This is a genomic window from Catalinimonas locisalis (genome assembly GCF_038039535.1).
GTDB lineage: Bacteria > Bacteroidota > Bacteroidia > Cytophagales > Cyclobacteriaceae > Catalinimonas.
Genome location: NZ_JBBPHP010000002.1, coordinates 148,866 through 174,532 on the forward strand (window position 1 = coordinate 148,866; position 25,667 = coordinate 174,532).

Below are 25,667 nucleotides of genomic sequence, written 5' to 3' on the forward strand. Positions count from 1 at the left end.
ATAAGAATTACTTTTTTAGCAAAACTCATTAAATACATCAATGAGATGCTCGGCAATCATTTCTGCCGGACGCCCTTCAATATGATGTCTTTCTACGAAATGAACCAGTTCTCCATTTTTGAATAGCGCGATAGAAGGAGAAGAAGGGGGGTAAGGTAATGTGAATTCGCGAGCTTTGGCTACTGCTTCTTTATCTACTCCGGCAAACACGGTAGTAAGATGATCAGGCTGTTTTTCGCTATGCTGCAAAGCATACTTTACTCCTGGGCGAGCAGCACCGGCGGCGCATCCGCACACAGAATTGATTACCATAAGAGTGGTGCCTTTATGTTCACTCAAATGCTCCTCAACCTCTTCAGGTGTTTTAAACTCCTGAAAACCTGCTACAGTCAGGTCTTCGCGCATTGGTGATACTAATTGTTCTGGATACATATCTCTATTATTTAATTTTATATATAAATTTTACATAAATCCTAACTCTAACTTAGCCGCTTCAGACATCATATCCTGAGTGAAGGGTGGATCAAAGGTGAGTTCTACTTTTACATCTCCAATTTCTTCTATAGCTTTTACTTTTTGTTCAACCTCCGCAGGTATGGTTTCAGCAGCGGGGCAAGCCGGAGAAGTAAGTGTCATCAATATGTATACGTTATTAACCGGATAGGTGCTGATCTCGTAAATCAGTCCAAGTTCGTAAATATCAACCGGTATTTCCGGATCGTATACAGTTTTGATAGCATTAATGACTTTATCTCTCAGACTTTCAGTCGTTGACTTTTCTGTATCTGTACTCATAATAATTATTACTTGGTTGCTTCAATACGGTCTTTTTGTACTAAAGCAAATAGTTTTATCTGCTTGATCATTGCTGCAAATCCATTGGAACGCTGTGTGCCAATAAAGCGGTTCATACCTATTTTATCGATAAAATAGAGGTCTGCGTTAAGAATATCTTCCGCTTTCTGATGGTCAAAAATACGTACCAGCAAACTTACCAGCCCTTTAGTGATGGCAGAGTTGCTGTCGGCTTTGAAGTGTAACCTGTCTTCTTCAGCAACAGGAACTACCCAAACTTTTGACTGGCAGCCTTTAATAATATTATCTTCTGTTTTATGCTTCTCCTCCAGTTCAGGAAGTTTCTGACCAAGCTCCATGATATAAAAATTGGTCATCTCCTGATCTCCATCCAGGAGTGAGAATTCTTCAATGATCTCGTCTTGTATTTTGTTTATCGTTTCCGCCATATTAAGCCCTTGTGCTTTTTATCTAAACCTTGTATACTACTACTTCAGGTATTTTACAAAGAAAGAAAGCTCATAAACTGTAGAGTTTTCTTATTTGCGCAACATTCGCACAATTTTAGTAATACCTTCCAGCATATTGTCAATTTCCTCTTTGGTATTATAAACAGAAAAAGAAGCCCTGGCCGTTCCCTCTATACCATACCTATCCATAAGAGGTTGAGTACAGTGATGTCCGGTTCTGATGGCTACCCCTCGGGCATCCAGCATCTGTCCCAGATCAAAATGAAAAATATCTTCTATAACAAAAGAAACCACACTCACTTTTTCAGAAGCTGTTCCAATAATTTTCAGGCCCTCAATTTTTTCTAGCTCCTGATGAGCATAAGCCAAAAGCTCTTGTTCGTAAGCATGTATTTGCGGCTTACCAATTTTTTGAACAAAGTCAATAGCTTGTTTGAAGGCTACCACATCCGCAATGTTGGGAGTACCTGCTTCAAACTTATAAGGAATATCATTGTAGGTAGTTTTTTCAAAGCTGACATTGCTGATCATTTCTCCACCACCCTGATAGGGAGGCATCTTTTCCAATAACTTTCTTTTGCCATAAAGTACACCAGTACCGGTAGGACCGTACATTTTATGGGCAGAAAGTGCATAGAAATCACAATCCAACCGCTGAACGTTAATTTCCAGATGAGCAGAAGCCTGTGCACCATCCAGAAGCACCACGGCTTCGTGAGCGTGAGCTAAATCAATGATTTCTTTAACGGGATTAATAGTTCCCAGGCTATTAGAAGCGTAGACTACACTTACGATTTTTGTTTTCTCGCTAAGCAGCTTACGATATTCTTCTATAATAATCTCACCCTGTTCATTAACTGGAATGACCTTTAGCTTAGCCCCTTTCTCTTCACACAACATTTGCCAGGGAACAATATTGGAATGGTGTTCCATGGCAGAAAGGATGATCTCATCACCTTCTTTAACAAAAGCTCTTCCGTATGAAGAAGCCACCAGATTGATGCTATCGGTAGTTCCTTTGGTGAAAATAATTTCTTCAACTTCGCGAGCACCCAAAAAATCCTGTACTGTCTGACGAGTCTCTTCAAAAGCTGCCGTTGCCCTTTCTGCTAGAGTATGAATACCTCGATGGATATTAGCATTATCGTACTTATAGTAATGGTTTAATGCATCAATTACCTGTTGAGGTTTTTGGGTGGTAGCAGCATTATCAAAGTAAACAAGTGGTTTCCCATTAACTTCCTGCTGTAGGATAGGAAACTGCTTGCGTACTTCCAGTACATCAAGTGTGTCTCTTAGTGTACTGCTATGTTGAGGCGAAATGTCGCTCATGTTATAGTTCTTTTTCCAAACGCTTGCTGATTACTTGCTCAATAGCTTCGCGGAGGATATCAATTTTAATATGCTGGATCACATCTCCGGCAAAAGCTTTTAAGAGTACCGCTCTGGCTTGTATTTTACTTAGCCCGCGCGTTTGTAGATAAAACATCTGCTCGGCATCCAACTGACCGGTTGTGGCTCCGTGAGAACACTTTACATCATCAGCCCAGATTTCCAACTGAGGTTTAGTGTCAATAGAAGCTTCGTCGGTAAGTAATATATTGGAATTGGACTGAAAAGCATTGGTTTTCTGTGCATTAGGTCGCACAAAAATTTTCCCGTTAAACACACCTTTTGACTGATCGTCCATAATACCTTTATAAAGCTCATTACTAAAGGCATTAGGCTTCTTATGATCTACAGAAGTATGATTATCCACATGGCTTTGGCCATCCAGCATGTATAGCCCGTACATATGCGACTCACAATGTTCTGCATCCAATACGGCATTTACATTATTTCTGATCATACCGCCTTTCAGAGAAACGTTAATGCCATGAAAGTGACTGTTCTGTGCCTGCAGAATCTGCGTAGTGCCGGTATGGTAGGCTGCCTCACTTTCATTTTCGTATTTGCAGTAATGCAAATTTGCAGCATCTTTCATTATAATTTCAGTGACAGGATTGTTATAGCTGGCAGAATCCCCGAATGTATGGAAAATTTCAACCAACTGTGCCTGTGCATTTTCCTCTAATACAAGAAGATTACGTGGATGAGCAACTACATTAGCAGTTGTGGCATCACTGAAAAAGTATGTGATAATGGGCTTTTCAAGGGCTTTACTTTTAGGAACATGCAAAAACAAGCCATCATCTACCATGGCAGTATTAAGCGCAATAAAAGGATCACTGTTTATGTCAGCTTCCTTCCCAAAATATTCCTTGACCAGCGCTGTTTCTTCTTCAAAAGCCTGCTGTAGAGGTAAAAGTATCAGCTCTTTTCTGTCAGAGGCAATAGTAGACAGAGCCTCTATAAAATGTCCATTTACAAATACCAGATGATTAGCCTCAACCTCTAATAGCTGTTCTTTAATCAGTTTTGCAAGCTCAGCCGAAATTTCAGGAGCAGGGGAGGGTGTGATATCTACGCTACTGAATTGCTTCTCCAGTTGGCGTGTAATAGGAGTATATTTATACTCTTCATTTTTCTTGGCGGGTAAGCCATTAGAAGCAAAGCTATCTATAGCTGCCTGACGTAAAGATGCTAGTGACTTGTCTGAAATTTGTTTTTCTGAGAGACTATACTGCTCGATGAAGGCAGCAGTCAAATCGGTCTTATTACTTTTCGTTACCTGACTCATTGCTATGCTTTAAACGTTCAAAAAAATTAAGCAACAGCCTTATCGGCGATCTCTTTGATCCAGTCGTATCCTTTGTCTTCAAGTTCCAGGGCTAGCTCTTTGGTTCCCGACTTCACAATTCTACCATTATAAAGCACATGTACGTAATCAGGAATGATGTACTCAAGAAGACGCTGGTAGTGAGTAACTACTATTGTAGCGTTATCTTTATTTTTAAGCTTATTTACTCCATTAGCCACGATACGAAGTGCATCTATATCCAATCCTGAATCAGTTTCATCTAAAATGGATAGCTTAGGCTCAAGCATCGCCATTTGGAAAATCTCATTTCTTTTCTTTTCACCCCCAGAAAAACCTTCATTCAAAGAACGACTAAGTAAGGACTGGTCTATCTCTACCAGCTTCATCTTTTCTTTCATGGCCTTAAGAAATGAAACTGCATCCAGAGGGTCTAGGCCTTTGTGTTGCCTGATCTGGTTAATCGCAGTTTTTAAGAAATTTGTCGTACTCACACCGGGAATCTCAACCGGGTATTGAAACGCGAGAAATATACCTTCACGTGCACGTTCTTCGGGGTCCATTTCCAGTAGGTCATTACCAAGGTATTCTATGCTACCTTCGGTAACTTCAAAATCTTCTCTTCCAGCCAAAACTGAGGCCAGAGTACTTTTTCCTGAACCATTAGGTCCCATGATCGCATGGACCTCACCTGCTTTTACTTCCAGATTGATACCTTTAAGGATATCTTTATCTTCTATTTTTGCTTTAAGGTTATTTATCTTCAGCATCTTCCAACTAATGTGTGTGTGTTATAAACAAAATCAGAAGGTAATATCCTTCTGATTTCATATAATAATAAGATTAAATACGTTTGATTAGCCTACGCTACCTTCCAGAGTAAGTGCCAATAATTTTTGCGCTTCTACCGCAAACTCCATAGGTAACTGATTTAGTACTTCTTTACAGTAACCGTTAACAATCAGGGCCACGGCATCTTCTTCATCAATGCCTCGCTGGTTACAGTAGAAAATCTGATCCTCACCAATTTTAGAAGTAGTAGCCTCGTGTTCTATATGTGCAGTATTATTGTCAGACTCAATATATGGGAAAGTGTGTGCACCACATTTATTACCCATTAAAAGAGAGTCACACTGAGAAAAATTACGAGCATTATCAGCTCTCTTCATTACCCTTACCAGTCCGCGATAACTATTTTGACTATGACCGGCAGATACTCCTTTTGAAACAATACGGCTCTTGGTATTTTTACCAATGTGTATCATTTTAGTACCAGTATCAGCCTGCTGATAATTATTGGTAACTGCTACAGAATAAAATTCTCCGATTGAATTATCCCCCTTAAGGATACAGCTGGGATACTTCCAGGTAACAGAAGAACCAGTTTCTACCTGTGTCCAGGAGATTTTAGAATTGTCACCTGAACAGATTCCCCGCTTGGTTACAAAATTGTAAATTCCACCCTTTCCATTCTTGTCACCAGGGTACCAGTTCTGTACGGTAGAATATTTCACTTCAGCATCTTTAGCAGCATAGATTTCTACTACTGCGGCATGCAGTTGGTTTTCGTCGCGCTGAGGAGCGGTACAACCTTCTAAGTAGCTTACATAAGAACCTTCTTCCGCTACAATAAGTGTACGTTCAAATTGCCCTGTATTGGCAGCATTGATACGGAAGTAAGTAGACAGTTCCATCGGACATCTTACTCCTTTAGGTATATAACAGAAAGAACCATCACTAAACACTGCTGAGTTGAGTGCCGCAAAGTAGTTATCATTTTGAGGAACTACAGATCCAATATATTTTTTTACCAGTTCAGGATGATTATGTACAGCTTCACTGAAAGAGCAGAAGATAATCCCCAGATCACCAAGCTTTTCTTTGAATGTGGTAGCTACCGATACGCTATCCATAACAGCATCAACAGCTACACCGGTAAGTCTTTTCTGTTCTTGTAAGGAAATGCCCAGGCGCTTAAAAGTATCAAGCAATTCCGGGTCTACTTCATCCAGACTTTTAGGCTTTACTTTCTGTTTAGGGGCTGCATAATAAATGATATCCTGATAGTCTATCTCAGGGTATTTAACATTATGCCATGTAGGCTCTTTCATGGTAAGCCAATGACGATAGGCCTTAAGTCGCCATTCTAAAAGCCACTCAGGCTCTTCTTTTTTAGCAGAAATGAATCTGATGATATCTTCATTAAGGCCTTTGGGGGCTGAATCAGATTCAATTTTGGATTCAAAGCCGTATTTATAATCTGAATTGGTAAATTCCTCAAGAATCTGGTTGTCCTTGCTCATAGTTATTTATTGGTAAACAAATATTTCTGAAGACTTGTACATATGGGTAACATGCATAAGCGCTAAACGTTCCCATACTTATTTCATAATTTGAAAGTAAAACACAAATTAGGAGCTAGTCCGCTTGTCACTTATTTGGAACGAATTTAAACAAGCAGTGTTACAGTTCAAAATTTATTATTTATTCACCAAGCTGAATGTGACGGTTAAGACTTTCTTCCAATGAGATGAGGGTCTCAGTGCGTACAATTCCGTCAATTTTTTGAATTTTGTCGTGAAGTACTTCTCTGAGATGTTTAGTGTCACGACAATGGATTTTTATGAAGATGCTATAGTTGCCGGTAGTATAATGAATTTTGACTACTTCGGGTACTTTTTTAAGCTCATCCACTACCTGATTATACAAAGAACTCTTCTCCAGGTAAATTCCCAAAAAAGCAGTAATATCGTAGCCTAACTTAGAGTAGTCCATGTTTAGCGTCGTACCTCTGACGATTCCCATTTCTTCCATTTTGCGCATTCGAACATGGACGGTTCCTCCCGATACATAGACTTTTTTAGCTATTTCGGTGTAGGGAATTTTTGCATCTTCAGATAGGAGCGCAAGAATCTTAAGGTCGATGTTATCAATTTCTAAATTTTTGCTCATTTTGATGGGGCAAATTAGGTTTGGTTTAATTTAAACAGCTTAAAATTACGACATATATAAATTTTATTCAAATTTATTAAATTTTTTTTAAGTTGAAAGATTAAATATTAATTTAGCACATGAACTGGGGGATAAACGTATCCTTCAATCTACAACTGACACTGTAGGGTGATGAAACTGGCAGACATGCCCTCCCGTCTCGAGGGTGGAGACAACGGAATAAACCCTTTTTGGGCTAACCGCTCCGTGGAGGTTCGAGTCCTTCCCCTACAGCACTTCATTTTTTGGGTTAATGTTGTTTTCAAAAAAGGCCATGAGTTTTCATGGCCTTTTTTGGTTCATAACCTTCTTTTGAAAACTCTCAAAAAGCCTGAGGTTTGCAATCCTTCCGAATTATAATAATTCCATTAGAAAATTTTAAATAATATTCATATTATTAGCACAACGATTTAATTATTTAAAATAATTAAGCTACTGACATGAATGTTAAAGAAGAGTTACCTTGGCTAAAAAACTATCCTGAAGGTGTACCTAAGGATATTAATCCTCATGAATATGAGTCATTGATAGAGCTTTTTGAAGAGTGCTTTAGCAAATACCATGATCTGATTGCCTATGAGTGTATGGGCAAGGGTATTAGTTTTAAAGAACTAGAGGAACAGTCAGCACAATTTGGGGCCTTTTTGCAGCAGGAGCTTGGTTTGCAGAAAGGAGATCGTATTGCTATTCAATTACCAAATCTTCTGCAGTATCCCATCGTGGCTTTTGGAGCACTGAGAGCAGGGCTCATAATAGTAAATACTAACCCCTTGTACACTTCCAGAGAAATGGAGCATCAGTTCAAAGATTCTGGTGCCAAGGCCATTGTGATATTGGCTAATTTCGCTTGTAATCTGGAAAAAATCATTGCAAAAACTGCTATTGAGCATGTAATTATCACAGAAATTGGAGATCGGTTGGGCGGACTGAAGAAGCCGCTGGTCAATCTTGTGGTAAAGCACGTCAAGAAAATGGTACCTTCATACCATCTCCCAAAAGCTATCAAATTGAATGACGCTCTGAAAAGGGGAGGGAATTATACTTTAACAAAACCCGAAGTTAAAGGAAGTGATACGGCGTGTCTACAGTATACTGGTGGAACTACAGGTATATCAAAAGGAGCAGTACTTTCGCATACCAATCTGGTTGCAAATATAGAGCAGATGGTGATATGGATGAAGGTCAGGCTTGAAGAAAGACAGGAAGTAATTATTACTGCTCTGCCCCTGTATCATATTTATGCTTTTACTGTAAACTGCCTGGCCATGCTAAAACTAGGCGCTAAAAATATCCTGATTACAAATCCCAGGGATATGAAAGCATTTCTCAAAGACCTCAAAAAATATCCTTTTAGTGTCATGACGGGTGTAAATACCCTGTATAATGCTTTACTCAATCAACCCGAATTTGTAAAGCTTGATTTTAGCTCCTTAAAAGTAGCGAGTGCCGGGGGTATGGCTGTACAAAAGGTTGTGGCGGAAAAATTCAAGCAGGTAACTGGAGTAGCAATTTCTGAAGGATATGGCCTCACGGAAACTTCTCCTGTATTAACTACTAATAGAATAGATGGAAAAGAAAGAATCGGAACCATTGGATTGCCAGTACCAAGCACAGGGCTTATCATTGCTGATGATAATGAACAGGAAGTACCCATCGGAGAAGCTGGTGAAATTTATGCCAAAGGGCCGCAGGTAATGGCAGGCTACTGGGAAAAGGAGGAAGAGAGCAAAAACGCTTTTAGTAAAGATGGCTGGTTTAAAACCGGAGATATAGGTATCATGGATGAGGACGGTTTTGTAAAGATCATAGACAGGAAAAAAGAAATGATTAATGTTTCTGGCTTCAATGTATACCCCAACGACATTGAAAATACTGTAGCTGCTCACCCCAAGGTGCTGGAAGTAGGCGCTATTGGAGTACCTGATGATAAGTCTACCGAAGTAGTTAAGATATGTGTGGTAAAAAAAGATCCCAGCTTGACTGCTCAGGAACTAAAAGACTATTGTAAAGAGAACATGACGCCTTACAAAGTGCCCAAGTTCATTGAATTCCGGGATGAGTTACCGAAATCAAATGTGGGTAAAATCCTGAGAAGACTATTGAAAGAAGGGGAAACGAAGGTCTAAATTATTTTCAAAAATAAAGTCTGGAGTGGAAGAAGCATGAGGTAAAACTTCATGCTTTTTTTATTCCTGCGCATTAACTTTAGCAACACTCTTTTACATGAATAAACCAACCAAAGTATGAGCGTTAACAGAATTAAACTTTGCTCTGATGGGCCTGAATTTTCTCGCTTAGTCATGGGAACCTGGAGACTTTTAGATGATCCTCCCTTGTCACCACAGGAGACACTTAGCCTGATAGAAGAGTGTGTGGATTTGGGAATTACCACTTTTGATGAAGCTGATATATATGGGAACTATGGAAGTGAAACACTATTTGGTAAGGCACTGGAACTAAACCCTTCACTCAAATATAATATTGAGATAGTGACAAAATGTGGGATCAAACTAGTCTCAGATAAGCGTCCTTCTCACCATTTTAAACATTACGATACTACCAAGCAGCATATTATTGATTCAGTAGAAAATTCTTTAAAAGTAATGGGACTAGAGCATATAGATTTACTCTTGCTCCATCGTCCTAACCCATTGATGCATCCTGATGAAATTGCTGAGGCCTTTATGTTGCTCAATGAACATGGTAAAGTTTTTCATTTCGGGGTTTCTAATTTTACTGTGCACCAGTTTGAACTCCTGCAATCCCGCTTAAGAATGCCATTGGTCACCAATCAACTTGAGGTCTCTCTATTGAAAAGAGATGCAATGCTGGATGGTAATATAGATTATCTGATGCAATATAAAAGGTCTCCTATGGCCTGGTCACCTTTTGGGGGAGGTTCTCTTTTTAGCAAGAGTAAAGAAAATGAAGCGTTACACAAAGTTATGGATGAACTAAGCCAGAAGTATGACAACGCAGGCTATGACCAACTTGCCCTTGCCTGGCTATATCATCACCCTGCTAAGCTTCTCCCTATTTTAGGCACGAGAAAAATAGAAAGAATGCGTGCAGCAGCGGTATCAGAAAATATACAGCTAACCAGAGAGGAATGGTTTAAGTTATGGTCTGCAGCAGGAGGGCAAATACCTTAGTTCTGGTCAGGTTAGAATTGAGAACGGTGCCTAAAAAAATGGTACTGCTTTTTTTTATTTAGTTGAGAATGGTAAAATAATCATAACATTTTGTTTAATAAGTACGTGTTGAATATTAAACATTTTTTATACTCTTTAGTCAACTTTATTTGATCAAATGCAGTTATTAAAGCATGGAAAATTCAACAGCAAAAAAAAGCAATAAAGCTAATACTGATAAATCCTCCAAAATAAAGGATGCATATGTAGACTACCTTCTTGAACATGGCAAACAGCCTGCTTCAGTTTATCAATTTATGAAGGGGCTTAAAATGAAAGAAGGCGTTTTTTACGATTATTATAATTCCTTTTCTGCAATAGATAAAGATGTATGGAAAGGCTATCTGGATGAGACGCTCTCAAGAATTAGGAGTGAGAGCGTCTATAATGAGTATACAGTGAGAGAAAAGCTGCTAGCATTCTACTATACCTGGATAGAGGTGCTCAAAGATAACCGTAGCTATGTCACTTATTCTGTAGGTCAGGTCAAAAGAAAAGGTTTGATGAGAACCAATACTGATTTTCTCAGTGCTTTTAAGTCGTCTTTTCTTGATTATGCCAATGAATTGTTATCTGAAGGAAAAGAGACAGAAGAGATTGTTGACCGGCCCATCGTGGGTAACCGCTACGACGAAGGCTTATGGCAGCAACTTTTGTTTGTACTAAAGTTTTGGGTCAATGATGACAGCCAGGGGTTTGAGCGTACCGATGCAGCAATTGAAAAGGCAGTTAACTTGTCATTTGATTTGATGAGCCGAAGTGCATTGGATGCAGCCTTTGACTTTGCTCGTTTTCTTTATCAGGGTCGTAAGTAAAAAAATACCAGGTCCATCTCAAATTATTCACCATAAGCATTAGAAAATAATGAAGGAGCAATCAAGAATACCTACCTCTAAAGTGCAGAGGGCAAGCAGATTTGTGCGTACCGGAGCCAAAGTAGGAGGCAATTATGTAAAATATTATGCAAAAAGAGCATTTAACCCACAGCATTCCCGAGAAGGTCTGCACTTGGACAATGCTGAGGATATATATGAAGGGCTAAGTGAACTCAAAGGTAGCGCACTGAAAGTGCTGCAAATGATGAGCATGGACAAAAATCTACTGCCTACTGCTTATGGAGACCGCTTTGCCATGGCTCAGTACAGTGCGCCACCTCTATCATTTCCATTGGTTGTCAAAACGTTTAATAAGTACTTTGGTAAATCACCAGAGCAACTTTATGACACATTCAGCAAAAACGCTAAAAATGCGGCTTCAATAGGGCAGGTACACGAAGCGACCTTGGATGGTAAGACACTAGCTGTAAAAATCCAGTATCCAGGAGTTGCCGATAGTGTAAGCTCAGATCTAAAAATTGTTAAGCCTTTTGCCATCCGCCTGTTCAATATCAACGAACGAGATTTGGATCACTATATGGAAGAAGTAGAGTCCAAACTTTTGGAGGAAACTGATTATGACCTGGAACTTAGGCGTTCTGTTGAAATATCTGAGCAGTGTGGCCATATAGAAAACCTGTACTTCCCTAACTACTATCCGGAATTATCTTGTGAAAAGATCATTACCATGGATTGGTTGGAAGGAAAGCATATGAAAGAGTTTTTGCAGGATAATCCTTCTCAGGAAGTCCGTAACAGTATCGGGCAGGCACTTTGGGACTTTTATGATTTTCAGATTCATCAGCTGCAGCAAGTACATGCTGATCCCCATCCAGGTAACTTTTTGATGAGAGAAGATGGCACGCTCGGTATTATTGATTTTGGTTGTGTCAAAGTAATTCCTGATGATTTTTATCAAAAGTACTTTAAACTGATTCGTAAAGATATGCTTATCAATGAGCAGGAACTGGATGATATCTTTTATGATTTGCAGTTTATCAATGACAGAGATAGTGAGCAGGACAAGAAGCTTTTTAAGGGAATTTTCAAAGAAATGATAGGTTTGCTGGGTAAGCCTTTTCATCACGAAGAATTTGATTTTGCCGACGATTCATATTTTCAGCAGATTTTTGCTTTGAGTGAAAAAGTGTCCAATATGAAAGAAGTAAGGGAGTCGCGAACTGCTCGTGGTCCGCGGGATGCCCTGTACATTAATCGTACTTATTTTGGTTTGTACAATTTACTCAACGCGCTGCAAGCAAAAGTGGTCACCCGAAAGCCCGAATGGTTACAGGTTCAGGAGGCTTAAATAATTGTCTGTTTATGCGTTTAAGTTCTTTGCTTTTTGTACTTGCTGGGGTATGTGTAGTAAGCACAGGCACTGGTTTGGCTCAGGAGATTGAGTATCTTGAAGTGACAGGGGATGAAAAAAAACATCTGAACATCAGTATCTCCTCTTTGCCAAATGGGCAGGAACTCGTATTTACTGATGCGGATACATACTCGCGTCATATTTTTACTCCATCCGGTCATACACAGAAATGGCAACACAATGATGAAAAAGATAAACATGATTTTGAGGCGGTAAGAGAAGGCGACCAAATCCACATACAAGGAATATTTAAAGGGGAAAAAGTCGACAAAACTGTTGAAATTGATGAAAAACGCTGGATCAACAAACTGGATCATGGTCTAAGTCAGTGGGTTACCGGAAGCGAAGAAGAACTGGTGTTTTGGACACTCAAGTTGTCTTCTGACCTTGATCCGATTGAATTCAGAGCAGAAAAAGTTGGGAAAGAAATTTTAGCGCTTTCCGGTGAGCAGTATCAGGCAATCAAAGTCAAACTCACTCTGGACGGAATGTTATTATCCAAACTATGGTCAGCACATTGCTGGTATGAGATGGAAAGTGGACTTTTCTTAAAGTTTGAGGGAACAAATGGTGGTCCGGGGACGCCTTTAACCATTATTAAACTTGATAATGTATTATCACCCCAGGCTACTCCCGCGGATAGAAAAAAAGGTGAGGGATGATGCCAAAACGTTTTTCGCTAAGAGTATAGAATCCATCCCCTTCCGAAGTGAAAGTGATGGCTTCTCCCTGCGGCTCCGGCACATAAGCTATGGTATCAGGTTTAGTTTGCAGCAAAGATGAAATTGAAGTTTGTTCACCTTCCCGTTTCCAATAGTAAATGGCTCCGTAAGTTTTTACCAGTACTTCAAGACCATCTTTACTGATGTCTGCTGCAGTAACCAAATTGGGCGGCCCTTTAGACTCAATGTTTAGCAAGCCGGTTTTTTCCAGGGTCGCGATGGCTGTTGTATCTTGCTGGACAAAGGGTAAACGGTAAATGGCAGGGTTTTCCAAATTTTTAGCAATGATATAAATGTCCTTGCTGATAGGGTCAATTAGCAATGCTTCAGCATTTTGAGTGGATTCAGGGTATTGAAAAGTAATGATATCTACGCTTTTGATTGTATCAACAGTTCCGGCATTACTATCAACTTCTGGTTCAGCCAGCCTGTAAATGTATTTTTCTTTGTATTGAGTATTGTTATCCCCGATTTCACCCAGATAGAGATAAGTCTGCCCCTTTATTGGCCCTGGCCCTAGTGCAATATCCTCCCAGTCTCTGTTTTCAATATCCTTGATATAAAAAGTCTTTAATATTTTTGCCTGAGTACTGATTAGAAATAATTCAGGATCATTGCCGCTGTCATTGTGCACCCACAATGCATCTTCAACTTTGCTGCTGGCAGCAATTCCTGAAGCTTCCTCAATCCTATCATCAGATAATTCGCCTAAATCCTCCGCCTGTCCAAAAATTTGTGAAGTAACTTCTTCGTTGTCGGTAGTATTTTCTTCATTATCCTGACAACTTGCTAAGCCAGAAAGTAAAGTAAAGAGCATGAGAAATAAAGGGAATAGCTTCATATGATCTGGTTTGATATTTTTGAGGTCTATAGAATCTTCAGAGTCCGTACACTTTCCGATCAGCGCATTGAATAGAATTTAAGTCAAATTAACGCTGACAATTTTAAAGTAAAAAGAAAATAAGGGGATAAAATTGAACTCATCTCAGACAGGCTAATTCATGTGCTAAGGGCAGTGTTTAAAACTTTGTCAAATGAAATCTATTCGAACAGAAACTTTTAGATGGAGGTGTATATTTACAATTTGTCATATAATCAAAAGTAATCTTGATGAAATGAGTAATTTGCTATCACAATTTGTTAAGCTTTTAGCTTTAAGTTTTACAAAAAATAAGAATATGAGAATGATGAGAAAAGCTTTGACGCTCATGGCGTTGTTTCTTTCTATAAGTTTAAATCTTTGTGCTCAACAGTCAATAGATTCTGTAGCACTTGAATTTGGTAATACAATTACTGCCGAAGAACTGGAAGAACATCTATACACTTTTGCCTCCGATTCATTTGGAGGAAGAGATACTGGTTCTGATGAATTAAAAATGGCAGCCGAATATTTAATTAACCACTATCAGGAAAATCAACTTGAGGGAATAGTTGATGGTGGAAAATACCAGCAAATGTTTCCCGTACTTGAGTCCAGGTGGAATACACCAACCATAGAAGTGAATGGGCAGGAGTTTAGTTTTGTCAACGATTTTTATGGTTTTCCTCGTATGAACCAGTCAATGGGTGAAGAAATAGACCGGATCACTTTTGCCGGTTATGGCATTGAGAGTGAAAAGTACAACGATTATGAAAAACTGGAAATCGAAGGCAATGCTGTTATGATTCTTTCAGGAGAGCCTATGTCTGCCGATAGTACCTACTTTGTCACCGGTACTACGGATAAATCCAGGTTTACTTCTAATTTTTCTGCGAGTATGCGTACCAAGCAGGAAATTGCAGCTGAGAAAGGAGCGAGTATTGTGATGATGATAGATGAAAACTTTGCTTCAAATGCGCGCAGATATGGCGCTTATATGCAGATGCCCTCCATGATGTTACCTGACAATGCACCTGAGATCAATACCAATTTTATTTTTGTTTCTCCTAAAATGGCTCAGGTAATACTCGGAAACAAAGATCTGGAGAAGATAAAAAACAAGATCAGTAAGAAAGGAAGGTCAAAATCATTTGATATCAAGACTGATATTCAGCTCAAACTGAAGAAAGATGATCAAAAAATCAATACCTCAAACGTACTAGCCTTTATTGAAGGAAGCGACCTGAAAGATGAGGTTATTGTCATCACTTCACATTACGATCATGTAGGGACTACTGATGGCCAGATATATAATGGTGCAGATGATGATGGTAGTGGAACCGTAGCCGTTTTGGAGATTGCAGAAGCTTTTGCTCAGGCTAAAGCAAATGGAAATGGCCCGCGTCGTAGCCTTTTATTTATGAATGTATCCGGGGAAGAAAAAGGACTATTAGGCTCGGAGTATTATACCAGCAATCCGGTAATACCACTTGAGCAAACAATAGCTAATCTAAATATTGATATGATTGGAAGGGTAGATGTGGAACATGAAAATAACCCAAACTATGTATATGTAATTGGTTCTGATCGTCTGAGTACCGAACTGCATAGGATCAACGAAGAGGCGAACGCCACCTACACCAATCTCATTTTAGATTATAAGTACAATGCTTTTGATGATCCTAACCGCTTTTATTATCGCTCTGATCATTACAATTTTGCCAAGAATAAAGTACCGATCATTTTTTACTTCAATGGAGTGCATGAAGATTACCATCAGCCTAGTGATACTCCCGACAAGATCAGGTATGATTTACTGGAACAGAGAGCAAGATTAGTATTTTATACAGCTTGGAAACTTGCCAATCAGGATAAAAGAATTGAAGTTGATGTTGCAGGAGAATAAAGTGAAAGCAATAAATCTAATCAGCATCATTTGTAGCATTTGTTTATTATTTGCTTGCGAGAATAACCCTAAACGCGAGAGGGACTCGTTTTTTGTAAAAGCTAATATTAAGCTCAATGAAGGAGAATATGGTGAAGCTATACGATACTATAACGAAGCCATAGCCATTGACTCAACTTTTGCGGATGCTTATAACAATCGGGGCATAGCGCTTTATGAAGAAGGTAAACATGGAAAAGCTGTATTGGATTACACTCAAGCGATTAATTTAAAGGGAAGTTTTGCCGATGCTTTTTATAATAGAGCTAATGCTTATTATCAGCTAGGAAAACTTAAAGAAAGTATACAGGATCTGGATAGTGTCCAAAAATACTATCCAGATTCTGCTTATGTTTTTTTTACCAAAGGCCTGACTCTGAGCGAGGCAGGTGAGTATGAAAGCGCGATTCAAGCCATGAATCAGGCAATTTTGCTAGACTCCACCAATGCAGAAGCATTTGTCAATAGAGGAACTGTATATTACTATCAGCAGCATTTAGATTTGGCTAAAAAAGATATTGAAAAAGCGCTTTTGCTAGATATCAAAGAGGCTAATGCTTACAATGTGAAGGGATTAATTTTTACTGAAGAAGAAAATTATCAAGAGGCATTAATTGCATTTAACAAGGCTCTGGAGTTAGCTCCCTATCAACCCTATTTCTTAAACAATCGTGGGTATCTATTTTTGATGATGGATAGCCTTGAGGAGGCCAGGTCTGATATTAATCAGAGCATAAAGCTGGATGCTCAAAATAGTTATGCCTATCGGAACAAAGGGTATTATTATCTGAAAGCCGGTCAGGCAGAAGAAGCTGTACGTTCCCTCAAGCAATCTTTGTCTATGAATGAACGCACTGACAAAGCTCACTATTATCTGGGCCTTGCATTGATCAAAACAGGGGAAGATGAACAAGCGTGTAATGCGCTGAATACTGCCAAGTTAGAAAATATTCCGGAAGTTGATAGCATATACCAGCAGCACTGCCTATAGCTGAATGACTCTTACCTCTACTCTTCTGTTTTTCTGCCTGGCCTTAGCTGTGATATCGTTAGAAATTGGCCTGGTACCCCCAAAAGCCTTAGTCTTAATTCTCTTTTTGTCTACCCCGCTTACTTCTACCAGGTAGCGTTTAACTTCTTCTACACGGTTTTCTGATAAGTTGAATAATGATTTTAGAGTGCCCCTATCCGTATGTCCTTCCAGACGAATCTTCATTTCCGGATGGTCCTGCATAATATCAGCCAGAGCCTGTAGAGTTGGTATGGAAGCCTCATTAATGATAAACTTACCTCGTTCAAAGTAGATTTTGTCTGAAAGATCAAATACTTCTCCTTTTTTGGGAATTTTGTACAGGTGAAAGTCATTTTGAATCACTTTATCATTCTCAGTACTCAGCTCAATTTCAAGTGGCTGATAATCATCAGAACTTACTTCAATTCTATACTTATGATATTTTTGGAGCTGAACTAAATATTCTCCGCTTTCATTTGAAAACATTCTGATTCCGGTAACACTGCCTGATGGAATCATTTTGTAGATAAGCTTTGCAGAAACCGGCTCCAAAGTAGCTGCATCTAAAATTTTGCCCTCAAGCCTTACCAATACTTCCTCATCGTTGTTTGCCATTGTAAACTGGAAGCTGCCTTGTATCAGCATGAAAACAACCACAATAGTATAATACTTTATCCGATACATATTGAGTCTTATTGAATTGACATTCAGTTTTCATTTTGATAGTAAATTTATTAAAATAGTAAAATATATTATTTATATAATTATATAATTTAGTACACACATAAAAAAAGCCCTCTTTCTTAAAGAAGGCTTATAATAATTTTTTTATAGAAATTAATTATCTCTTACCGTGAATTCAACTCTTCTGTTGATTTTACGATTAGCAGGATTTGAGTTTTGAACTAAAGGTTCACTTTCCCCATAACCTCTAGTATTGAGTCTAAGGGGAGAAATTCCTTGTCTTTCCAGGAAGCTTGCAACTGCTTCGGCTCTTTTTCTAGACAAATTCAAATTGAATTGACTTCTTCCAAGATCGCAGGTATGCCCAGTAATTAGTAGATTGGCATTGGGGTTTTCATTCATAAATTCGGCTACCCTTTGCAATTGCCGATAAGCTCTTTTGCTTAATGTAGCCTGATTGATATCAAACAATACTTCTTCAGCAGCTATCGCAGCACGATTTGTAAGCAACTCATCTTTAATATCAACATCCCGGAAATCACGAATCAGATAGAGATCTCTGAATACTATTCTGTCGCCATCATTATCAAGCGTATTTAGGTCCATTCTTTGAGGATCCACACTGGTATAACCATCTTTTCTAGCGGATATTTCATATTCACCAGGGGGCAGGGTAAGTGAGTAGTTTCCATCTTCCTGACTTTGTTCGGCAATATTATCTCCACTTCCAGAGACAGGAGTAATAATAATTTCAGCATCCACCGGCATATTGTTCTTTACATTGTATACCAAACCCTGCACCAGGTATTGGTTAGCTGGTACTGCCGGTTTTGTAAAGATCGGCATAGTAACCCGGTAAAGGTTTGCCTGATCTATTTTGCCGCGTGTGAGGTAAGCATATTCTTCATTAAGCCCGATGTTGAAGAAGGTATCGTCACGTGAAGAATTAATATCGGAGCCAAGGTTTTGGGGCTCAGACCAGTTTTGCCAGCTGTCATCAAGTCTATAGGAAACATATACATCTTCTCCTCCAAATCCGCTATATCCCCTGGAAGAAAAGAACAATGTAGAATCATCTGCAGCAATAAAGGGTGAAGATTCTATGTCAGGGGTGTTGATCTGATTTCCCAGGTTAATAGGCTCAGTCCAGCTATTGCTCCCCTGCTTGAAGCTGATGTATAGATCAAGTCCTCCGTAGGTATCGTCTCTTTCTACTGCCATCAGCAGATAACGCTGGTCATTAGAAAGAAAATAATTGGCTGACATCGCGTAGTTATAGAAATTACTAATATTTAAAGGAACAGGTTTAGCCCACCCATCGCTTTGCTGAGTGCTGGTAGAAACACCAGAAATCATTTTGTTATCTTCTAAATATGCATTGCCTAGTAAGAGCACATAATTATTGTTGTCATCTACCATTACGGCGCTGACAAAATTACTTCCTTTGTTATTTAGGGGACGACCAATATTTTTAGGTTCACTCCAACTATCTGTGCTTAGATTTCTTTCAGAGTACCAAATGTCCTCCGGATCAGTTTCTCCCCCTACATTCTCGGGAGATCTTCTGCTGAAAAATAACATGTTTCCATCAGGAGCTATAATCGGTTTTAGGCTTATAAAGTTTTCTTCACTATTAAAGTCAAGTTCTTCTGTTACCAGATCGGGATTAACATTCTCAGCCATGTTAATTTCTGCATTTACCGGAATCGGAGAGGAAGAAATAGCCACTGCATCTATAGCATTGATGCCTGGTACTTTACTGCCATCCATTACTATCTTGATAGAATATACCTCGTAGCCTGTAGGGTCAATGAAAACGTTATAAAGTCTTGCGCTGCTGTTGACAGGACCCGCTTCCAGTTCAGCTACTAATTCCTCATTGCCTTGTAAATCATAGGTATAGATTTCAGTGATTGCACCAGGGTTTCTGGATTCTGCAATGGCGATTTGCTGTATTGTTATGGGGTATTCAAAGCCAACTTTAATAAATTCTTTGCGGTCAGGCTTTTGTGGTACCCAGGCATTTGGGCTGTCTCCAAAATTACCAGGCAAAACATCAGGTGCACCAAGTATTCTTTCTGCAGGATATTTATTATAACGCAGGCCTTCTTTGAAGAGTAAACCTTGTGTATAAGAAGATGATACGTCAATAACTTTGTTTGCCCACAATGTCTCTACTTCTTGCGCTAGCAGACAAGATGCAAATACACTATGGATACTGATCAATATAACGATTGAGTAAAATTTCTTCATGGTAAAGAGTATCTATTGAAATGAAAAACAAACATATTCATATACCTGCTTACTGAATATTCTCATTTTTCATATTGATACAAAATTTTATGACTAAGGTTATTAGAATAATGATGTATTGGCAAAACTTAATTTTTTACTTAAAAAATTATATTTTTATATTTTTCTCAAAATTTTCTCTTAATTTAAATAATTAATTTAATATCGGATATAATTTGATTTATAATTTTCAATATTTCTATCTCAGCGAGATGAAAAAAGATTTTTAGTGAATGAGTTTGAACAAAAAATCAAAAAATAGTTGTTTGCTTTGTGTTTATATAATACTTCGCTTTCATAATGAAAAAGTTCTTTTTGTTCATAATGTTTATTCTTCCCTTGCTGGGATATTCGCAGCAAGCAAAGGATAAGTATGAGCAAGTTAAAAATCTTTATCAGGATCAAAAGTACGAGGAAGCATTATCCCAGGGTATTCAGATTTTAGCAAGTGCTAAGCAGGAAGAAGGTATTAAGAGTACCGCGCATGTCCAAATCCTTCGCTTGATGGTACTTATTTGTTATTCTGCAGGCCGGTATGAACAAGGAAAAGAATATGCACAACATGAAGTGTCTTTAAGGAAATCATTGCAAGAGCAGCCATTACAGCCTTATGCTGAGGCGCTTTATAACCTGGCTATATTAAAACTCAAGAGTAACGAACCGAAAATCGCAATTCAACTTTTTGAGCAAGCAGAAAAATTGTATCAAGAGTTTCCCATTGCACAACAAGCACAGAGCCAATTACATTTATATCTAGCTGACGCATATATAAAAGCTAATCAATACTCCCAGGCGGATAGTTTACTGAAAAGTCTTAAGAACAATATTCATAAGGATACTGAGGAAGGATTACAATTTTACCTTTCTTTTAAAAAGAGTAAACAAGCAGAGGAGGTTGCCTCTCTGGAAGATTTGCATAAAGCCATAGATTGCTTTAATAAGGAAACAAGTGAAAGTGCACTGAAATTTAAAGGGGAAGCCTTATATGCATTAGCCTCTGAGCACCTGCTGAGTGAAGATTTTGATAAAGCATTTAAATGCTACTCCAAGTTAAATGAGCTATATGAAAGTGATCAACTGGAAGACAGCTTGCGCTGGGCCTCAGTACTTAATAACCTAGGAAGACTGTCTATAAAAGTTCGTCCAGAAGAAGCCAGAGAATGGCTAAAAAAAGCCTATACGATCAATACCCAACTATCAAACCCGGAGGATGTCAGGCTTTGGGCCAGTGTTGATAATTATGCGATGGCTCTGTATGATCAGGGTAAAACGGAAGAGGCAATTGGACTTTATGACAAACATCAGGCGCTAATCATTGATACCTCTGCGGTAGTCAATCTTGCTTATGTTTCTTCTCTAAATAATAAAGCACTAATCTTCAAAGAAAAGGGGCAGTCTGCTGAGGCTTTAAATTGTCTTTATCGGGCAGAAAAAGTACTCAAAAATTTAGCATTAAAAAGTAAAAGCGAACAGCTTAGGGTAGTTACGCTTTATTATAACCTTGCCCGTACATACCAGGAGCTTACCCAATATGATAGTGCGATCTATTACTATAAGCGATCAACTGAGATTAGTAAACTTGCCAACGCCAGCCTGAGCTCAGAGTACCTGGCTGCAATTACAGGTATGGCAGCATTATATCAAGACATAGGTCTATTCACCGAGTCTGAAATTTTTTATCAGGAAGCCTTACGCATCCAAAATTCAATTGGTGGAAAAGAAAATAATGTATATGCGAGTATTCTGAGCAATTATGCTCTTTTGCACCAGGAAAAAGGGGACTTTGAAAAGGCAAGAAAGACATTTGATGAGGCCTTAAGTCTCAAGAGGCAATTATTAGGTTTGGATCACCCAGAATACATAGCTGTTTTATCTAATCTTGGCTTGCTTTCCTTAGAGCAGGCTGGTTATGAGCAGGCAAGGAGAATGCTGGAGACTGTCCTTATTAAAAATGAGAATTTATACGGTAAGATGCATCCCCAGGTAGCCCAAAGCTTAACCAATCTGGCCAGATTGGAAATAACCCTGGGCAGTTATCCTGAAGCTGAGCCTTTGTTAAAACAGGCATTAGAGATTCAAGAAAATATCTATTCTGAAAATCATCCTGCTTATGCAATTACGGCGATTGAGATGGCTAATTTTTATATGCAACTGGGTAATTATGATGCCGCAGAGCCTTTACTCATACACAGTAGAAACATTTTGCAAAAAAGCTATGGTAAGTATCATCCTGATTACGCTACTGCTACACAAAACCTAGCTACGCTCTATGAAATAAAAGGAAACAATGAGCTGGCAGAAAGTTACCTTCTGGAAACATTGGAGATAGATGAGCAAACCTTGGGTAAACAACATCCTTCTTATGCGATAGCATTAAATAGTCTGGCATCGTTTTATCAGAATAACGGTAATCCAGCTAAGGCAGAACCACTACTGGCTGAAGCACAACTTATCTGTCAGAATAGCTTAGGCAGAGAGCATCCTTTATATTCTACAATTTTACTCAATCTTGCCCTTCTGTATCAGGAATTAGAGGAGTATGAGAGGGCAGCTCCCTTGCTGGATGAGGTGGTTGTATTGAGAGAAAAACTTTTAGGGAAAAAGCATCCTGACTATGCCTATGCACTATATGGCAAAGCAGTAAATAGCTATCGGCTTAAGCAATATGCTGAAGTAGAGATTCTTTTTGAGGAAGTAATAGATTTATATTCCTTACAGCTTAAGGAATATTTTCCTGCCCTAAGTGAAAAGGAGAAAAGTGCTTTTTATCAGCGTATTGAGCCTGTCCTGAATTCGTACCGGGATTTTGCCATGAATATGAATCTCAAAGAAGGACTTGTATCACAAGCCAGCCAGCAAAACCTTTTATCCAAACTTTACAATTTACAACTGATCACCAAAGCCATGCTGTTGGACGCTTCCAGCCGTATCCGTAGAAGTATCTTTCAAAGTGGTGACGAGAAGCTAATTGAGCTCTATGAAGAGTGGCTCCTTAAAAAAGAACAACTGGCTAAATACTATACTTTATCCTCTCAGGAACTGATCAACAAAAAGTTGAATATCAATGCAGTTGAGGAAGACGCCAATGATTTGGAAAAAAAGCTTTCTGCAAGTTCACAAATATTTGCCCGAAGCCTGGAAAGTCGTACGCTAAGTTGGAAAGACGTACAAAATCAGCTTAAGCAAAATGAGGCAGCAATTGAAATACTTCGTATCAGTAAAAATCAGGAGCAACCCATCGTATATATTGCTTTGATCATAGAGCCTGGAGAAAAATCTCCTAAGCTGGCAGTTTTACCCGATGGCCTGGCAATGGAGTCAAAAAATTTCAATTACTATAAGAATGCAATTGAATACAATATTGAAGATGAGCTGTCTTATGAGCTTTACTGGCAGCCTATAAGTGAGGCCTTATCTTCAACTATTGAAACCGTTTATTTTGCACCAGACGGAGTCTACAATAAAATCAGCCTGAACAGTCTTTATAATGAACAAAAGAAGACCTTTTTGTTAGATGAAGTTAATCTTCGCATGCTTAGTAGCACGCGTGAGCTTACAGAAGATTCATCGGAAGGTACTGAAGATGCTTTTACAGAAGCAGTAATATTAGGCTATCCTGATTATCAGTTAGATGAGATGAGTCAGACCCAGGCATCTGTTCAGCATAAAAATGAAATCATGCTGGAAGATAGTAGTACAGAACTGCAATGGAATAACGATAATCAACAAAATGTATATAATCTCCGCCCCTTACCGGGTACCCGGCTGGAAGTGAATACCATAGAGAAAATGATGCTGGCAAAAAACTGGAGGGTAAAAAAGCTTACCGAAAGCCAGGCCAGAGAAGAAACTGTCAAACAGGTGTTGATGCCTGATGTTTTGCACATTGCTACGCATGGCTATTTCTTCAGTGACTTACCGCTGGAAGTTGATCAACGGGCATTTGGTATTCATTTACAAAATGTATCAGCCAATCCTTTGTTGCGTTCCGGATTACTTTTGGCAGGAGCTGCAAGCGCGCTGCGCAATGCGGATAGCCTGAATCTGGAAATGGAAGATGGCGTACTTACGGCTTACGAAGCCATGAACCTTAACCTAAGTGGTACCGACTTAGTAGTGCTAAGTGCGTGTGAAACTGCTTTGGGTGAGGTCAAAAATGGAGAAGGGGTATACGGATTACAGCGCGCTTTTCTGGTAGCAGGAGCCAAAAGTGTACTTATGAGTCTATGGAAGGTAAATGACGAATCAACTACAGAACTCATCTCGCTTTTCTATGAAAACTGGTTGTCAGGACAAAGTAAATCACGGGCACTGCTGAATGCCCAGCGGACGATGAGAGAAAAGTATGAAGAACCTTACCACTGGGCTGCTTTTGTGCTCATTGGCCGCTAAGAATGAGTAAATTCCCTGACTGCATCTCTGATTCGCGTAAAAGTTTCCACCAGGATTTCCTCATTATTCTCCAGCAAGGTTACCCTAAAGCCCAGTAATTCGGAGCAGAAGGATGATATAGGTACTACACAAACGCCTTTAGCAGCCAGAAGAGAATATACAAAGCGCTTATCCAATGGCATATCAGGTTCTGCATCCAGCCAACTCTCAAGCAGCGAAGCTACTGTAGGATCATCAATTTTCAGGCTTTGATGAGGCGAGAGTACCCCTTCTTTAAAGATCATTGTATTGTAAAACGCTCCATACGTTGGATTAAAGGTAAGCTCAGGGATATCCTGAAGCATTTCGGTGATGATGGCACTTCTTCTGCCGATTGCATCATTGAATTCTCTGCGGTAATCCTGATACTGTGGGTGTCCCATGATGCGGGGAATGGCCATCTGCGGCAGTTTGGTAGAGCAGACTTCTATCATTTTGGCATTCTCCAGTGTAGAACAATATTTACTGAATTCCTTAGAGTTATCACGGTTATAAAATTCCATCCAGCCACATCGTGAACCGGGCCAGGGCAATTCTTTGGAGATTCCTTTCATAGAAATACCCGGCAGGTCCTCAATCACATCGGCCAGGGCAATGGATTTAGCCCCATTGTAAGTAATGTTCAGGTAAATCTCATCGGCTACCAGAAAGAGATCAAACTCACGGGCAATCTCTACCATTTGCTGTAATATTTCCAACGGATATACCACACCCGTAGGGTTATCGGGGTTAATGACCAGTATGCCCACAATATTAGGATTGTACTTCACCTTCATGTACAGATCATCCATGTCAGGATACCAGTTATTGTTGGGATCCAATTGATAGGTAATGGGGTGGTGGTTTGCATGAGAGGCTTCGGCAGATGAATGCGTAGAGTAGGAGGGGGAAGGACCAATTACTCTGGAAGTTGGCACCAGATACTGATAAAGTTTGGAGATACCATCACCCAAGCCGTTGAAGAAAAGTATGTCATCAGCGGTGATCTGCGCGCCATTTCTCTGGTTGTTCAGTCGGGCCAGGAACTCACGCGTCTCCAGTACGCCTTTCGAATCGCAGTAACCATAGGTAGTATTTTCCTTTAACAGGCCAGCGATTATTTCCTTGATCCACTCCGGTATCTGATAGTTTTTTTGGATGGGGTCACCGATGTTTTCCCAGAATATGGGCCTGCCTAACTTTTGTAACTGCTGTGCTTTTCTAACAATCCCGCGTATTTCGTAGCTCAGTTCCTTAGCGCCTTCGCTCAATAACCTTTGTCTCATGATCTGCTTCTAATCCCTTACTTTTTGTGATTTGATGAATTGCCTATAAAATTGAGAAAATTTTC

20 protein-coding genes are annotated in these 25,667 nt (G+C 39.3%); 8 read left to right on the forward strand and 12 right to left on the reverse strand.

The annotated features are described in order from the left end of the window. Positions 1–15 precede the first annotated feature (15 nt). From WJR50_RS04150 to WJR50_RS04185, 8 genes are all read right to left on the reverse strand, one after another. Positions 16–432 (reverse strand): BrxA/BrxB family bacilliredoxin, encoded by a 417-nt coding sequence (locus WJR50_RS04150; RefSeq protein WP_341291969.1) that lies wholly within the window; start codon positions 430–432, stop codon positions 16–18. A 30-nt stretch (positions 433–462) separates the two neighbouring features. Further along, a complete protein-coding gene (locus tag WJR50_RS04155) occupies positions 463–795 on the reverse strand; it encodes a DUF59 domain-containing protein (protein ID WP_341291970.1) in 333 nt (110 codons plus the stop codon). A gap of 8 nt (positions 796–803) precedes the next feature. Further along, positions 804–1,244 (reverse strand): SufE family protein, encoded by a 441-nt coding sequence (locus WJR50_RS04160; RefSeq protein ID WP_341291971.1) that lies wholly within the window; start codon positions 1,242–1,244, stop codon positions 804–806. A gap of 90 nt (positions 1,245–1,334) precedes the next feature. Then, on the reverse strand, positions 1,335–2,597 hold the full coding sequence (locus WJR50_RS04165) for a SufS family cysteine desulfurase (RefSeq protein ID WP_341291972.1): 1,263 nt from the start codon (positions 2,595–2,597) through the stop codon (positions 1,335–1,337). A gap of 1 nt (position 2,598) precedes the next feature. Beyond that, on the reverse strand, positions 2,599–3,945 hold the full coding sequence (gene sufD / locus WJR50_RS04170) for a Fe-S cluster assembly protein SufD (protein WP_341291973.1): 1,347 nt from the start codon (positions 3,943–3,945) through the stop codon (positions 2,599–2,601). A 26-nt stretch (positions 3,946–3,971) separates the two neighbouring features. Next, positions 3,972–4,733 carry a Fe-S cluster assembly ATPase SufC gene (gene sufC, locus WJR50_RS04175; protein ID WP_341291974.1) on the reverse strand — a complete coding sequence of 254 codons (762 nt, stop codon included), beginning with the start codon at positions 4,731–4,733 and terminating at the stop codon, positions 3,972–3,974. An 87-nt stretch (positions 4,734–4,820) separates the two neighbouring features. Then, positions 4,821–6,266 (reverse strand): Fe-S cluster assembly protein SufB, encoded by a 1,446-nt coding sequence (gene sufB / locus WJR50_RS04180; protein ID WP_341291975.1) that lies wholly within the window; start codon positions 6,264–6,266, stop codon positions 4,821–4,823. Between the two features lie 181 nt (positions 6,267–6,447). Next, positions 6,448–6,915, reverse strand: a complete 468-nt coding sequence (locus WJR50_RS04185) for an Lrp/AsnC ligand binding domain-containing protein (protein WP_277477865.1) — start codon at positions 6,913–6,915, stop codon at positions 6,448–6,450. 479 nt (positions 6,916–7,394) lie between these two features. Here WJR50_RS04185 and WJR50_RS04190 point away from each other — a divergent pair, with 479 nt between their 5' ends. The 5 genes from WJR50_RS04190 (at position 7,395) to WJR50_RS04210 (ending at position 13,054) form a co-directional block, all read left to right on the forward strand. Further along, entirely contained in the window at positions 7,395–9,080 is a 1,686-nt protein-coding gene (locus WJR50_RS04190) for an AMP-binding protein (RefSeq protein WP_341291976.1), read from the forward strand. A gap of 117 nt (positions 9,081–9,197) precedes the next feature. Then, the gene (locus tag WJR50_RS04195; protein WP_341291977.1) at positions 9,198–10,106 is read left to right on the forward strand and encodes an aldo/keto reductase; all 909 of its coding nucleotides are present in this window, start codon (positions 9,198–9,200) and stop codon (positions 10,104–10,106) included. Between the two features lie 173 nt (positions 10,107–10,279). After that, positions 10,280–10,960, forward strand: coding sequence for a TetR/AcrR family transcriptional regulator (locus tag WJR50_RS04200; RefSeq protein ID WP_341291978.1), 681 nt, complete (start codon positions 10,280–10,282; stop codon positions 10,958–10,960). Positions 10,961–11,009: 49 nt separating this feature from the next. Next, positions 11,010–12,329, forward strand: coding sequence for an ABC1 kinase family protein (locus WJR50_RS04205; protein ID WP_341291979.1), 1,320 nt, complete (start codon positions 11,010–11,012; stop codon positions 12,327–12,329). A 14-nt stretch (positions 12,330–12,343) separates the two neighbouring features. Next, positions 12,344–13,054 carry a hypothetical protein gene (locus WJR50_RS04210; RefSeq protein ID WP_341291980.1) on the forward strand — a complete coding sequence of 237 codons (711 nt, stop codon included), beginning with the start codon at positions 12,344–12,346 and terminating at the stop codon, positions 13,052–13,054. Here WJR50_RS04210 and WJR50_RS04215 read toward each other — a convergent pair. After that, positions 13,020–13,955: a hypothetical protein gene (locus WJR50_RS04215; protein WP_341291981.1), complete on the reverse strand. Its 936-nt coding sequence runs from the start codon at positions 13,953–13,955 to the stop codon at positions 13,020–13,022. The two genes, WJR50_RS04210 and WJR50_RS04215, sit on opposite strands and share 35 nt — an antisense overlap. 367 nt (positions 13,956–14,322) lie before the next feature. Between WJR50_RS04215 and WJR50_RS04220 the strand changes: the two genes are divergently transcribed. Together WJR50_RS04220 and WJR50_RS04225 are read left to right on the forward strand one after the other, a co-directional pair. Beyond that, a complete protein-coding gene (locus WJR50_RS04220; RefSeq protein WP_341291982.1) occupies positions 14,323–15,879 on the forward strand; it encodes a M28 family peptidase in 1,557 nt (518 codons plus the stop codon). Continuing rightward, a complete protein-coding gene (locus tag WJR50_RS04225; RefSeq protein ID WP_341291983.1) occupies positions 15,863–16,909 on the forward strand; it encodes a tetratricopeptide repeat protein in 1,047 nt (348 codons plus the stop codon). Before WJR50_RS04220 ends, WJR50_RS04225 begins: the two co-directional genes overlap by 17 nt. On the opposite strand, the gene WJR50_RS04230 is transcribed toward WJR50_RS04225, so the two are convergent. Both WJR50_RS04230 and WJR50_RS04235 read right to left on the reverse strand, forming a co-directional pair. After that, positions 16,904–17,614: an OmpA family protein gene (locus tag WJR50_RS04230; RefSeq protein WP_341291984.1), complete on the reverse strand. Its 711-nt coding sequence runs from the start codon at positions 17,612–17,614 to the stop codon at positions 16,904–16,906. The two genes, WJR50_RS04225 and WJR50_RS04230, sit on opposite strands and share 6 nt — an antisense overlap. Before the next feature lie 153 nt (positions 17,615–17,767). Then, positions 17,768–19,867: an OmpA family protein gene (locus WJR50_RS04235; protein WP_341291985.1), complete on the reverse strand. Its 2,100-nt coding sequence runs from the start codon at positions 19,865–19,867 to the stop codon at positions 17,768–17,770. A gap of 339 nt (positions 19,868–20,206) precedes the next feature. On the opposite strand from WJR50_RS04235, the gene WJR50_RS04240 reads away from it, so the two are divergent. After that, a complete protein-coding gene (locus WJR50_RS04240) occupies positions 20,207–24,298 on the forward strand; it encodes a CHAT domain-containing tetratricopeptide repeat protein (RefSeq protein WP_341291986.1) in 4,092 nt (1,363 codons plus the stop codon). Here WJR50_RS04240 and WJR50_RS04245 read toward each other — a convergent pair. Beyond that, positions 24,295–25,602 (reverse strand): pyridoxal phosphate-dependent aminotransferase, encoded by a 1,308-nt coding sequence (locus WJR50_RS04245; protein WP_341291987.1) that lies wholly within the window; start codon positions 25,600–25,602, stop codon positions 24,295–24,297. The two genes, WJR50_RS04240 and WJR50_RS04245, sit on opposite strands and share 4 nt — an antisense overlap. Positions 25,603–25,667 lie beyond the last annotated feature (65 nt).